Origin of the sequence: Klebsiella sp. K5-204, assembly GCF_030128585.1 — a bacterium.
In the GTDB taxonomy this organism is placed as follows: Bacteria; Pseudomonadota; Gammaproteobacteria; order Enterobacterales; family Enterobacteriaceae; genus Klebsiella; species Klebsiella quasipneumoniae.
Genome location: NZ_JAKUZS010000005.1, coordinates 441,148 through 453,690 on the forward strand (window position 1 = coordinate 441,148; position 12,543 = coordinate 453,690).

Sequence of the window (12,543 nt, forward strand, 5' to 3'; positions counted from 1 at the left end):
CTTACTCGCTGAGGTTGAACATGTTGAGTTTTTTCGCATTGCCACTATCGATGAGGATGCAGTCCATCAACTGCTTCTCTTCTTTCTGGGCTTTCCCGTTCTTGAGGAAAAAGTCCGCCTGTTCCACGGCCATTTGCGCCTGCTTCCAGCCAGGCTGGAGAACCGTGGCTTTAATGTTGCCCTGCTTGAGTATCGAGTCGCGCGTGTAGTCGCTGCCGTCGAAGCCGACGACAATCACGTCGTTTTTACCTGCGGCTTTCAGCGCCGCTTCCGCCCCCAGCGCCATGGTATCGTTGCCGGAAATCACACCGACGATATCCGGATTCGTCTGCAGAATAGCTTCCATACGGGTAAAGGCTTCCGTCTGGCTCCAGTTCGCCGTCTGCTGGGCGACCATTTTCATTTCCGGATAGTCGTCCAGCACATCGTGATAACCCTGCGAGCGGACGCTGGCGTTGGTGTCGGACTGACGACCTAACAGTTCGACATACTTGCCTTTACCGTTGAGGAGGCTGGCGAATTTTTCCGCGCCAAGCTGGGCGCCCTGATAGTTGTTAGAGACGATCTGCGCCACGGCGACGCCGGTTTTATTGATCTCTCTGTCGATTAAAAATGCCGGCACACCTGCCGCTTTTGCTTTTTCCAGCGGGCCGACGGTGGCATCCGCGCCAGCGTTATCCAGGATGATGGCTTTGGCTTTCCGCGCAATAGCCGTTTCAATCAATTGGTTTTGTTTGTTGACGTCATCGTCGTGCGAGGCGACCAGGGTGCTGTAACCCAGCTCTTTCGCTTTCGCCGCTGCGCCGTCAGCCTCGGCTTTAAAGAACGGATTATCATGTGAAGGGGTAATGATTGCGATCAGGCCATTATCGGCGGCGAAAAGTGAGCCAGATGCGGCCATCATGGAGGCAAACAGAACAGACTTTATCAGGGTAGTTTTCATTATTATCTCCGCATTGAATATATATTCAACAATGATTTATTATTCAATGTAACCATAAAGCGGCCAGCCAGAACTGTCTACGGTTTGCACAGGTAATTTCTTAAAAAGCGAAAAGGATCACGCTTCGCGAGGCGGGCAGGTACAGGTAATAACGAAATCGTCTTTTATCAGATGGTTGATTTGCAAGGTGAAATGAGCAAGCTGTACGGAGAAGCTGGCGGTAAAACGTAAATGGATCTGCTGCGCAGTGAGTGCCACAATCCGGGCGCTGTGGAAGCCGGGCAGGGCTAAAGCGTGAGAGGACCAGGCCTTAAACCCACTCTCTTTCGCCGAAAAGGCCAGCGTCAGCGCCAGCGGGAAGGGCAGGCCGCTGTGCAATAGCACCTTTTTTTCCGCCTCGTTGATAATGCTGCTCTCCAGCTCCGCCGCCAGCTGTGGAGTAAACCGGCGCTCGATGTCGACGCCCACCGGCCGGTCGGCGACCACCGCCAGCGCGCGCTGGCCGCAGTGGCTGATACTACCGAACCAGGGCGCGGGCCACAGCGGCTGGCGCCGCTCGCCAATCGCGGGAGGCTGTTTTTCTCCCACCTCGCGCAGGGCGTACACCGCGGCGATGCGCCCGGCCAGGTGCTCCGCCTGCCGCTTGCGGCTCCAGCCGCTCAGGCTGGCGTGATAGGGCAACCACAACAGATCGGCAGCCTGGAAAGTCGCCGGGTCGAAGTCGATGTGCTGCAAGCGATAGCCGGCCAGCGGCAGGGTGGAGTGAAGAATGCGCATAAGGCAAGTATACCGCGGTTGTCCCCGCCCTTTATCCTGCAAGGGCGGGGGAGGGAGAACCCGCTATCAGAAGTGGGTGTTGACGCTCATATACCAGGTGCGGCCCGATTCGTTGTAGGTCTCGGCGCCGGCGCCGTACATCGTGCCGGTGGCGCCCCCGGTGGTCTGGGCGTTGCCCGCGCGCCAGTGGCGCTTGTCAAAGACGTTATCCACGCCGCCGGTCAGACTAACGTATTTGGTCACGTCCCAGGTCGCGCTCAGGCCGAGGATGCTGTAGGGGCTGACCTCGTTCTTCTCGCTGCCGGTGACCGGTTGACCCTTGTAGTTGTACTTCTTCGGCTCCTGTTTGCCGTACCAGGTAAAGGTCGACTGCAGCGAAACGTCATCGCGTACCTGCCAGCTCAGCGTGGAGTTCAGCGTGTATTCCGGGATAATCGACAGCCGATCGCCGGTCTCTTTATTCTTACTCTGCAGCATGTAGGTGATGTTGTTGGTCCAGTTCACGGTCTCGCTCACCGGGACGTTCAGCGTACCTTCCAGGCCTTCCACCACCGCTTTCGGCACGTTTTCCCACTGGTAGAGATCGGTACCTTTACCGTTTTGATAGACCGGAGCATAGCCAGCTTCAATCTTGTTGCGGTAATCGTTGCGGAACCAGGTCACGCCCGCCAGCCAGCCGTCGCGTTTAAACTCGAGGCCAATCTCTTTGTTGATGCTGGTCTCGGCTTTTAAATCTTCATTCCCCTGCAGATAGCAGCCGTCTTTACTGGCGTAGCAGCCCTGGCCTTTGCTGTAGAGAATGTAGTTCGGGTTGGTCTGATACAGGCTCGGCGCTTTATAGGCACGGGCGATACCCATCTTCAGCGTGAAGTCGTCCCACAGGCCCTGAGACAGATTGAGGGACGGGCTCCAGTTGTTGCCGACGATGCTGTGATGATCGAAACGCAGCGCCGGGGTCAGCATGGTGGTGTCGGTCAGCTCCATGTTGTTCTCAGCGAACAGGGAGAAGATCTCCGCCTTCGAGTAGGGGCTGCGGCCGGTGCTGTCGTAGCCCGGAATTTCTCCCCCCGACAGCGCCTGGGTGTTGGAGGCCTTATCCTTCATGCGCTGCTGGTTCCACTCGCTGCCCAGCGTCAGGTTCTGATTAACCAGATAGTCGAACGGGATGCTGACTTCGCTGTGCAGCATCACATCCGCCAGATCGATATCCGTGAACTGGTTGCTGTTGAAGATCCCCTCGGTCCCCCCGGCCAGGCCTTCGCCTTTGCGTGAGTTGCGGGTACGTTCGTACTGCGCCCAGTTGCTGGTGGTCACCCCGTTGTCCCAGGCGCCGTTCCAGGTGACCGAGTAGGTGTTGCGGTACAGACGGTTGGTCTCTTTGCCGTAGTTCTCTTTTACCAGGTCGTTGGAGTTGGTGTTCTGGGTGTCGCCTGCGTAGAGGTTGCCCTGGCGGCTGTAGCCGGCCTCAAACTCCAGCGACTGCATCGGCGCGAATTCCCAGCGCACCAGACCATCGATGTTTTTATTTTTTACCCCTTCGCGCCCGGCCGGCAGGGTGTCGGCATAGATCCCGGTACGTTCGGACTGATGGCCCTGGTTGATGTCCCAGGCGTCGGCCTGGGTTTTGTCGAGGTTACCGAACAGGCGGAAGCTGAAATCACCGCCCAGCGGGCCGCTGAGGCTGAAGTTGGTGCGCTTGGTGGAGCCTTCGTCTTTGTGCTCCGGGGCGTTCATATAGGTGTTCCAGGAGCCGTGCCACTCATCGCCGGTTTTTTTAGTGATGATATTCACCACCCCGCCGGCGGCGCCGTTGCCGTAGCGGGCGGCGGCCGGGCCGCGAATCACTTCGATGCGTTCGATCATCTCCGGCGGCACCCAACTGGTGTCGCCGCGGGTGTCGCGCTCGCCGCGCCAGCCGAGACGCACGGAGTTGCGGCTGGTGACCGGCTTGCCGTCGATCAGGATCAGGGTGTTTTCCGGGCCCATGCCGCGGATATCAATCTGGCGGTTATTCCCGCGCTGGCCGCTGGTGGAGTTGCCGGTCAGGTTGACCCCCGGCATGGTGCGAATGATCTCCGAGACGTCGCGCGCCGGCGGACGTTTGCGGATCTCATCGGCGGTGATGGTGGAGACGCCCGGCGCCTGCAGGTTCTGCTCGGCGGCGGTGACCACCATGGTCTCTTCCGCGGCGCTGTTTTTATCGTCGGTGGCGGTTTCCGCTGCGCTTAACGGAAAAGCAACCCCGTAAATTCCCAGATTGACCAGCAAGGCCAGGGATTTGATCCTGTTATTCATTGTTATTCCTGCTTTTTTGTCGCCACGTTCCCCAAACGCCCCTTCCCACCGGGAGGGGAGGCGGCATAAATGTTGCCGGAAGAGGGCAAAGGCACTCCGTCGCTAGCTGAATAAGCTCTCTTCGACATGTGTTGTGAAAGACGCGCTTCCCACGGCGCGCTAATACGCTATTGCAAATGCAAATAGTTATCAATAATATTATCAATAAAGAATGACAATTAATTAAAAAAGTCACGCGATACATAGGGTTAATGACTGAATGTTAACGACAGGAAGCGAGGAGTGGTGGCGAACCCTGCAGGGACCGCAGTCCCGGGCGGTGGATGACGCCATCGAGGTGACGTTCTGGTGGCGGGATCCGGCGGGGGATGAAACGCGTTCTCCACGCCGTCGGGTATGGCTCTATATCACCGGCGTGACCGACCACCATCAAAATGCGCGACCGCAATCGCTGCAACGTCTGCCCGGGACCGACGCCTGGTGCTGGCGAACCACGCTGTCGCCGACCTGGCGCGGCAGCTACTGCTTTATTCCCTCCGACCGTGACGATGATTTTTCCCCTGAGGTGTTCAGCGCCGATAAGCCGGACCGCGCGCTGCTGCGCGAAGGCTGGCGCAAACTGCTGCCGCGGGCAATAGCCGATCCGCTGAACCCGCACAGCTGGCGGGGCGGACGCGGCCATGGCGTCTCCGCCCTGGAGATGCCGCAGGCGCCGGCGCAACCCGGCTGGGATCTGCTTAATGAGGCGCATCCTCCCGCCCGTTGCCTTGAGTGGCGCAGCGCGCGTCTGGGCAACCATCGCCGGGTCTGGATCTACACCCCCGGCGAGGCCGTCGACCCGCAAACGCGGCCGCTGGCGATCCTGCTTGACGGCCAGTTCTGGGCCGAAAGCATGCCGGTGTGGTCGCCGCTGGCCGCGCTGACCCGCGAGGGGAGGCTGCCGCCGGCGGTCTACCTGCTGATCGACGCGATCGACAACCAGCGCCGCGGGGTTGAGCTGCCCTGTCATCGCGATTTCTGGCTGGCGGTGCAGGAGGAGCTCCTGCCGCTGGTCCGCGGTCACGTCCCGTTCAGCGACCGCCCGGAGCGGACGGTGGTGGCCGGGCAAAGCTTCGGCGGCCTGGCGGCAATGTTCGCCGCCCTCAACTGGCCGCAGCGCTTTGGCTGCGTGCTCAGCCAGTCAGGCTCCTACTGGTGGCCGCATCGCGATGGCAGCGGGACGGGCTTTATCGGCGAACGTCTCCGCCAGGGCGAGGCGTCCGCGGCCGGGCTGCGCATCTGGCTGGAAGCGGGCCAGCGTGAACCGATTATTTTTCGCGCCAACCAGGCGCTGCTGGCGCAACTCACCACAACGCAGCAGACGATTTTCTGGCGTCAGGTTGACGGCGGGCATGATGCGCTTTGCTGGCGCGGCGGGCTGACGGCGGGGCTGATTCAGCTCTGGCAGCCTCTGCTGTCGCCCCCTTAGCACAGCGCTTTACGACAGGAGTTTGATATGCAATTCAGTAACCCCTTCGACAATCCGCAAGGGCAGTTTTACATTCTGCGCAATGACCAGCGGCAGTTCAGCCTGTGGCCGGGGCATTGCGCGCTGCCTGCCGGCTGGACGGTGGTGTGCCCTCCGCAGTCGGTCGAGGCGTGCAACGCCTGGCTGGCGGCCAACTGGCCGACACTGACCCCCGCCCATCATGCGGCATAAGGAGCTGACCATGACCACTCGTTTACCGCTGGTTGCCGCGCAGCCGGGGATCTGGATGGCCGAGCGCCTCTCCACTCTGCCTGGCGCCTGGAGCGTGGCCCACTATGTTGAACTGCGCGGCGCGCTCGACCCGGCGCTGCTGGGTAAGGCGATTGTCGCCGGGCTGCAGCAGGCGGATACCCTCAGCCTGCGCTTTGAGGAAGAGGAAGGGGAAGTCTGGCAGTGGCTGGCGGCGGAACGCACCTTTGGCGAACCGCCGATCGTTGACCTGCGTACGGCGCCGGATCCGCACCGCGCCGCCACGGAGCGAATGCAGGCGGATCTGGCGCAGGATCTGCGCGTCGATGGCGGCAACCCGCTGGTGTGCCATCAGCTGCTGCGCGTCGGCGACGACCACTGGTACTGGTATCAGCGCTATCACCACTTGCTGGTGGATGGCTTCAGTTTCCCGGCGATTACCCGACAGATCGCCGCCATTTACCGCGCCTGGCAGCGTGGAGAAGCCACCCCGGAATCGCCTTTCACCCCCTTTGCCGAAGTGGTGGACGAGTACCAGCGCTACGCCGGCAGCGAGGCCTGGCAGCGGGATAAAGCCTTCTGGCAGGCCCAGCGCCAGGCGTTACCGGCGCCCGCCTCGCTCTCTGCCGCCCCGCTGGGCGGGCGCGCCGCCGGGAGCGATATCTGGCGGATGAAGCTGGCGATGAACGCCGACGCCTTCCGCCGCCTGGCCGGCCATGCGCCGCAGTGTCAGCCCGCTGACCTGGCGCTGGCGCTCACCACGCTGTGGCTGGGCCGCTTGTGCAACCGGATGGACTACGCGGCGGGCTTTATCTTTATGCGCCGGATGGGCTCAGCGGCGCTGACCTCGACGGGGCCGGTGCTCAACGTCCTGCCTCTGGCGGTGCATATTGACGCCCAGGAGACGCTGGCGGATCTGGCGATGCGCCTCGCCGCGCAGCTGAAAAAGATGCGCCGCCATCAGCGCTATGACGCCGAGCAGATCGTCCGCGACAGCGGCAAAGCGGCCGGGGACGAACCGCTGTTCGGCCCGGTGCTGAACGTCAAAGTCTTTGATTACCAGGTGGATATCGACGGCGTCGAGGCGGTGACCCACACCCTCGCCACCGGCCCGGTCAACGATCTCGAGCTGGCGCTGTTCCCGGATGAGACCGGCGGGCTGTCGCTGGAGATCCTCGCTAACAAGGCCCGGTACGATGAAGCCGAGCTGCGTCGCCACATGGCGCGACTGACCGCGCTGCTGGCGCAGTTTGCCGCCGATCCGACGCTACGCTGCGGCGAAGCGGAGATGCTCTCCGCCGACGAGCAGGCCCGGCTGGCGGCGGTCAACGATACCGCTATGCCGCTGCCTGCCACCACCCTCAGCGCGCTGGTGGCCGACCAGGCGCGGAAGACCCCGGATGCTCCGGCGCTGGCGGATGCTAACTGGCAGTTCAGCTATCGTGAGATGCGTCAGCAGGTGGTGGCGCTCGCGCAGCTGCTGCGTCAGCGCGGCGTGAAGCCGGGCGACAGCGTGGCGGTGGCCCTGCCGCGCTCGGTGTTCCTGACCCTGGCGCTGCACGGCATTGTCGAAGCGGGAGCCGCCTGGCTGCCGCTGGACACTGGCTACCCGGACGACCGCCTGCGGATGATGCTGGAAGACGCCCGGCCGTCGCTGCTGATCGCCACGGAGGATCAGCTGGCCCGCTTCAGCGATATCCCCGGGCTGGAGAGCCTCTGCTACCAGCAGCCGCTGGCCGTTGCGGATGACGCGCCGCTGGCGCTGTCAAAACCGGAGCATACCGCCTATATCATCTTTACCTCTGGCTCCACCGGGCGGCCAAAAGGGGTGATGGTCGGCCAGACCGCCATCGTCAACCGCCTGCTGTGGATGCAGGATCGTTATCCGTTATCTGCCGACGACGTGGTGGCGCAGAAAACGCCGTGCAGTTTCGACGTGTCGGTGTGGGAGTTCTGGTGGCCGTTTATCGCCGGCGCGCAGCTGGTGATGGCCGAGCCGGAGGCGCACCGCGACCCGCAGGCGATGCAGCAGTTCTTCGCCCACTACGGCGTGACCACCACCCACTTTGTGCCGTCGATGCTGGCGGCGTTTGTCGCCTCGCTGGATGCCGACAACGTGGCCGCCTGCCGCACGCTGCGGCGGGTATTCTGCAGCGGCGAAGCGCTGCCGACGGAATTGTGCCGCGAATGGGAGCGCTTGACCGGCGCGCCGCTGCATAACCTGTACGGCCCGACGGAAGCGGCGGTGGACGTCAGCTGGTATCCGGCCTGCGGGCCTGAGCTGGCGGCGGTGACCGGCAGCAGCGTGCCGATTGGCTGGCCGGTATGGAACACCGGGCTGCGCATTCTCGACGCCGCGATGCGCCCGGTGCCGCCGGGGGTGGCCGGGGATCTCTATCTCACCGGCATTCAGCTGGCGCAGGGCTATCTGGGGCGTCCGGACCTCACCGCCAGCCGCTTTATCGCCGACCCGTTTGCCCCCGGCGAGCGGATGTATCGCACCGGCGACGTGGCGCGCTGGCTGGCGAACGGCGCGGTGGAGTATCTTGGCCGCAGCGACGATCAGCTGAAGATCCGCGGGCAGCGCATCGAGCTTGGCGAGATTGACCGGGTGATGTCGGCCCTGCCGGACGTGGCGCAGGGGGTGAGTCATGCCTGCGTCTTCAACCAGGCGGCGGCGACCGGCGGCGATGCCCGGCAGCTGGTGGGCTATCTGGTCTCTGACTCCGGCCTGCCGCTGGATACCGCGGCGCTGAAAGCGCGGCTGGCGGAACAGCTGCCGCCGCATATGGTCCCGGTGGTGCTGATGCAGCTCCCCGACTTGCCGCTCAGCGCCAATGGCAAACTGGACCGCAAAGCGCTGCCGCTGCCGACCCTCGGCGGCGAGCGCAGCGGCCGGCCGCCGGAGCCCGGGATGGAAACCGTTGTCGCCGCCGCCTTCAGTCAGTTGCTGGGCTGCGAGGTGAATGATATCGACGCTGATTTCTTCGCCCTCGGCGGCCATTCGCTGCTGGCGATGCGCCTGGCGGCGCAGCTCAGCCGCCAGCTGGCGCGGCAGGTAACCCCGGGGCAGGTGATGGTGGCCTCGACGGTGGGCAAACTGAGCGCGCTGCTGGCCGCCGATCTCAGCGATGAGCAGGCTCAGCGCCTGGGGCTGGATGCGCTTCTGCCGCTGCGCGAGAGCGACGGCCCAACGCTGTTCTGTTTCCATCCGGCCTCCGGCTTCGCCTGGCAGTTCAGCGTGCTCGCGCGCTATCTCAGCCCGCGCTGGTCGATTACCGGTATTCAGTCGCCGCGCCCGCAGGGGCCGATGGCCGGCGCCGCCAGCCTCGACGAGGTGTGCGAGCATCATCTGCAAACGCTGTTGGCGCAGCAGCCGCACGGTCCTTATTATCTGTTCGGTTATTCGCTCGGCGGCACCTTAGCCCAGGGCATTGCCGCCCGCTTGCGCCAGCGCGGCGAAGCGGTGGCCTTCCTCGGCCTGCTGGATACCTGGCCGCCGGAGACGCAAAACTGGGCGGAGAAAGAGGCGAACGGGCTGGATCCGGCGGTGCTGGCGGAAATTGCCCGCGAGCGCGAAGCGTTCCTCGCCGCCCAGCAGGGGCAAGCCTCCGGCGAGCTGTTCAGCGCCATCGAAGGCAACTATGCCGACGCGGTGCGGCTGTTAACCACCGCGCACAGCGCGAAGTTTGACGGCAAGGCGACGCTGTTCGTGGCGGAGAAGACGCGGCAGGCGGGGATGGATCCGCAGGTCGTATGGGGCCCGTGGGTGGGCGAGCTGGAGGTGTTCAGCCAGAACTGCGCCCACGTCGACATTATCTCCCCGCAGGCCTTTGAAGCCATCGGCCCGGTGGTCAGGGAGATTCTGGGATAACGGTTGAGTTCGGGCTACAGCAGGTAGCCCGGCTCAGCGTCGCGCAAGCCGGGGAAAGGGGAAATTACCGGCGGCCCAGCGGCACCACCAGCGGCGTATGCGCCACCGGATCCTCAATGATCGTGCAGCGCAGACCGTAAATCCGTTCAATCAGATCCGCCGTGACGATCTCCTTCGGCGCCCCCTCGGCGACGATCTTACCGTCGCGCAGGGCGATCAGGTGGGTGGCGTAGCGGCAGGCCTGGTTCAGATCGTGCAGCACCGCCGCCAGGGTATAGCCCTTCTCGCGATTCAGCTCGCTCAACAGCTCCAGCAGGTCGATCTGATGGCTGATGTCCAGCCAGGTGGTCGGCTCATCCAGCAGCATAATCGCCGTCTCCTGGGCCAGCACCATCGCAATCCACGCCCGCTGCCGCTGGCCGCCGGAAAGCGTGTCGACGCTCTGCAGCGCCAGATCGCTGATCCCGGTCGCCCGCATCGCCTTGTTCACCGCCTCTTCATCTTCTTTGCGCCAGCGGGTAAACAGCGGCTGGTGCGGATAGCGCCCGCGGGCCACCAGCTCCTGCACCGTGATATCGCCAGGGGTGGTGGCATTCTGCGCCAGCAGCCCGATGCGGCGGGCAACCTCTTTACTGGCGTACTGCTGGATCTGCGCGCCGTCGAGCCAGACATGGCCGCTGGCCGGCGTCATCAGACGGCTGAGGGTGCGCAGCAGCGTCGACTTGCCGCAGCCGTTGGGGCCGATAATGGCGGTGAAGTGGCCGTCAGGGATGGTCACGTTCAGCGACTCGGCGATGGTCTTGTTCCCGTAGGCCAGGGTTAACTGCTCGCCGCGCAAACGGGAGGGGACAGCACTCATTTTTTGCGGGACTCCTGAATCAACAATGCAATAAGGTAAATACCGCCGAGGCTGACGGTTAGTACGCCCACCGGCAGCTGCCAGGGCATAAACAGCCGCTGGGCGCCGTAATCGGCCAGCGCCAGCAGCAGCGCGCCGCACAGGGCCGACTGGGTCAATCCCCAGCGGGCCGTGCCGCTCAGGCGGCGGGCGATGTGCGGCGCCACCAGCGCGATAAATGAGATGGGCCCGGCCAGCGCCGTCGAGGCGGCGGTGAGCACCACCGCCACCAGCATCAGCAGCAGGCGCGAACGCTCGACCTGCACGCCCAGCGCGCAGGCGGTATCGTCGCCCATCTCCAGCAGCCGCATCCGACGAACCAGCAGGGCGCTGCCCACCAGCATCAGCAGGATCAGCGGCGCCGACGGCCAGGTTTTACCCCAGGTCAGGCCGTTAAGCGATCCGGCGTTCCACAGGCCCGCAGAAAGGGCGGTCTCCAGCGAGGCGCGCAGCAGCAGCCAGGTGTTGAAGGCCACCAGCATGGCGCGTACGCCGATGCCGATAATAATCAGGCGAAAGGTCTCGATGCCGTTGCGCCAGGCCAGCAGCCAGACCACCAGCGAGGTGAGTACCCCGCCGGCCATCGCCGCCAGGGCAATCGCCGTCAGGTTCTGGCCGAAGAGAACCATCGCCACCAGCACGCCGCTCCAGGCGCCGGTGTTAAAGCCCATCACGTCCGGGCTGCCGAGCGGGTTACGGGTCAGCGACTGGAAAATGGCGCCGCTGACGCCGAGCGCGGCGCCGATGAGCAGCGCCATTAACACCCGCGGCAGCCGCCATTCGTTCACCACCATCGCGACGTTGCGCGGCGCGTCGCCGAACAGGGCGGAGAAGACCTGGTCAATCGTTAGCGGCACCGGGCCTTGCGCCAGCCCGAGCAGGGAAATCAACAGGCTGGCGGCCATCAGCAGCAGACAGCTGGCTATCAGGCGGCGGGACGGGGCAATCACAGGCCACCTCCGCGCGGCTGGCGTCGCACCAGCCAGATCAGCACCGGCGCGCCGAGAAAGGCGCTCACCACCGATACCCGCAGTTCGCCGGGCACCAGCAGGCGGCCAATCACGTCGGCAAACAGCAGCAGGGCCGGGGTGGCCAGCAGGGTGACCGGTAGCGACCAGCGATGATCGGCCCCCACCAGCCAGCGCGCCATATGCGGCATCATCAGGCCGATAAAAGCGATCGGGCCGACCACGGCGGTGGCGCTGCCGCACAGGACGGTAATCACAATCAGGCCGATCAGCTGGGTGCGGGCGACGCGGCTGCCGAGGGCGGTGGCGGTATCGTTACCGAGGCTCAGGCTGTTAAGCGCCCGGCTCAGCAGCAGGGCGGCGATCCCCGCCATCGCCACCGGCAGCAGGACAATTTTCAGGGTTTGCAGGGTGCGGATATCCAGCGAACCGGCCTGCCAGAAGCGCAGCTGATCGTAGACGTCCGGGTTGAGCAGGGCGATGCCGTTGGACAGCCCCTCCAGTACCGCCGCGAGGGCGACCCCGGCGAGGGTGAGGCGCACCGGGCTCAGCTGGCCGCCACCCTGGCTGCCGGTGAAGGCCACCAGCAGCGAGGCGCAGAGCGCGCCGCAAAACGCCAGCAGCAGCTGTTCCTGCGGGGAGGTGATCCCGAACAGCGCCGCGCCGAGGACGATGGCGAAGCTGGCGCCGGAGTTGACCCCCAGCAGGCCGGGGTCGGCCAGCGGGTTACGGGTGAGCGTTTGCATCAGCGCGCCGGCGAGGCCGAGGGCGACGCCGGCCAGCAGACCGGCCAGGGTGCGCGGCAGGCGCGCGTCCAGCACGATGGTGCAGTCGGCGCTTTGACAGGTTCCGCTAAAGGCGGTGAATACCGTGCCGATCGGCAACGATTTGGCGCCGATGGTCAGGCTAAGCGCGGCGGCTAAGGCGAGTAACAGCAACAATCCGGGCACGGCGACAGAGCGTACCGCGGTCGTAGAAAACGACATAACTGACATCCCTGATATGATAATGATAGTAATTATCGTTATCGATTTTATTCAGCTATGGTAGCATGACCCACAGTAAAAAGGG

At 64.0% G+C, this 12,543-nt stretch carries 9 protein-coding genes; 3 read left to right on the forward strand and 6 right to left on the reverse strand.

The features are described 5' to 3' along the window. Position 1: 1 nt before the first annotated feature. From MKR05_RS15960 to fepA, 3 genes are all read right to left on the reverse strand, one after another. The gene (locus tag MKR05_RS15960) at positions 2-943 is read right to left on the reverse strand and encodes a D-ribose ABC transporter substrate-binding protein (protein WP_004178959.1); all 942 of its coding nucleotides are present in this window, start codon (positions 941-943) and stop codon (positions 2-4) included. 117 nt (positions 944-1,060) lie between these two features. Beyond that, on the reverse strand, positions 1,061-1,720 hold the full coding sequence (entD, locus tag MKR05_RS15965) for an enterobactin synthase subunit EntD (RefSeq protein WP_048296998.1): 660 nt from the start codon (positions 1,718-1,720) through the stop codon (positions 1,061-1,063). Positions 1,721-1,786: 66 nt separating this feature from the next. Then, positions 1,787-4,015, reverse strand: coding sequence for a siderophore enterobactin receptor FepA (fepA, locus tag MKR05_RS15970; protein ID WP_048296999.1), 2,229 nt, complete (start codon positions 4,013-4,015; stop codon positions 1,787-1,789). 259 nt (positions 4,016-4,274) lie between these two features. Between fepA and fes the strand changes: the two genes are divergently transcribed. From fes to entF, 3 genes are read left to right on the forward strand one after another with little or no spacing between them, the layout of a single operon-like run. Continuing rightward, positions 4,275-5,483, forward strand: a complete 1,209-nt coding sequence (gene fes / locus MKR05_RS15975) for an enterochelin esterase (protein ID WP_048297001.1) — start codon at positions 4,275-4,277, stop codon at positions 5,481-5,483. Between the two features lie 27 nt (positions 5,484-5,510). Beyond that, positions 5,511-5,714 carry an MbtH family NRPS accessory protein gene (locus tag MKR05_RS15980; protein ID WP_032455062.1) on the forward strand — a complete coding sequence of 68 codons (204 nt, stop codon included), beginning with the start codon at positions 5,511-5,513 and terminating at the stop codon, positions 5,712-5,714. Between the two features lie 10 nt (positions 5,715-5,724). Then, a complete protein-coding gene (entF, locus tag MKR05_RS15985; protein ID WP_248569266.1) occupies positions 5,725-9,606 on the forward strand; it encodes an enterobactin non-ribosomal peptide synthetase EntF in 3,882 nt (1,293 codons plus the stop codon). A gap of 64 nt (positions 9,607-9,670) precedes the next feature. On the opposite strand, the gene fepC is transcribed toward entF, so the two are convergent. From fepC to fepD, 3 genes are read right to left on the reverse strand one after another with little or no spacing between them, the layout of a single operon-like run. Continuing rightward, positions 9,671-10,465, reverse strand: coding sequence for an iron-enterobactin ABC transporter ATP-binding protein (fepC, locus tag MKR05_RS15990; RefSeq protein WP_012542491.1), 795 nt, complete (start codon positions 10,463-10,465; stop codon positions 9,671-9,673). Continuing rightward, positions 10,462-11,454 carry an iron-enterobactin ABC transporter permease gene (fepG, locus tag MKR05_RS15995; RefSeq protein ID WP_004147521.1) on the reverse strand — a complete coding sequence of 331 codons (993 nt, stop codon included), beginning with the start codon at positions 11,452-11,454 and terminating at the stop codon, positions 10,462-10,464. Before fepG ends, fepC begins: the two co-directional genes overlap by 4 nt. Next, positions 11,451-12,458 carry a Fe(3+)-siderophore ABC transporter permease gene (gene fepD, locus MKR05_RS16000; protein WP_023288781.1) on the reverse strand — a complete coding sequence of 336 codons (1,008 nt, stop codon included), beginning with the start codon at positions 12,456-12,458 and terminating at the stop codon, positions 11,451-11,453. Before fepD ends, fepG begins: the two co-directional genes overlap by 4 nt. Between the last annotated feature and the right edge of the window lie 85 nt (positions 12,459-12,543).

Bases quoted from the DNA above. Each gene is read 5' to 3' on its own strand.
- MKR05_RS15960 (WP_004178959.1), bottom strand. From the start codon at position 943: ATGAAAACTACCCTGATAAAGTCTGTTCTGTTTGCCTCCATGATGGCC.
- entD (WP_048296998.1), bottom strand. From the start codon at position 1,720: ATGCGCATTCTTCACTCCACCCTGCCGCTGGCCGGCTATCGCTTGCAG.
- fepA (WP_048296999.1), bottom strand. From the start codon at position 4,015: ATGAATAACAGGATCAAATCCCTGGCCTTGCTGGTCAATCTGGGAATT.
- fes (WP_048297001.1), top strand. From the start codon at position 4,275: ATGTTAACGACAGGAAGCGAGGAGTGGTGGCGAACCCTGCAGGGACCG.
- MKR05_RS15980 (WP_032455062.1), top strand. From the start codon at position 5,511: ATGCAATTCAGTAACCCCTTCGACAATCCGCAAGGGCAGTTTTACATT.
- entF (WP_248569266.1), top strand. From the start codon at position 5,725: ATGACCACTCGTTTACCGCTGGTTGCCGCGCAGCCGGGGATCTGGATG.
- fepC (WP_012542491.1), bottom strand. From the start codon at position 10,465: ATGAGTGCTGTCCCCTCCCGTTTGCGCGGCGAGCAGTTAACCCTGGCC.
- fepD (WP_023288781.1), bottom strand. From the start codon at position 12,458: ATGTCGTTTTCTACGACCGCGGTACGCTCTGTCGCCGTGCCCGGATTG.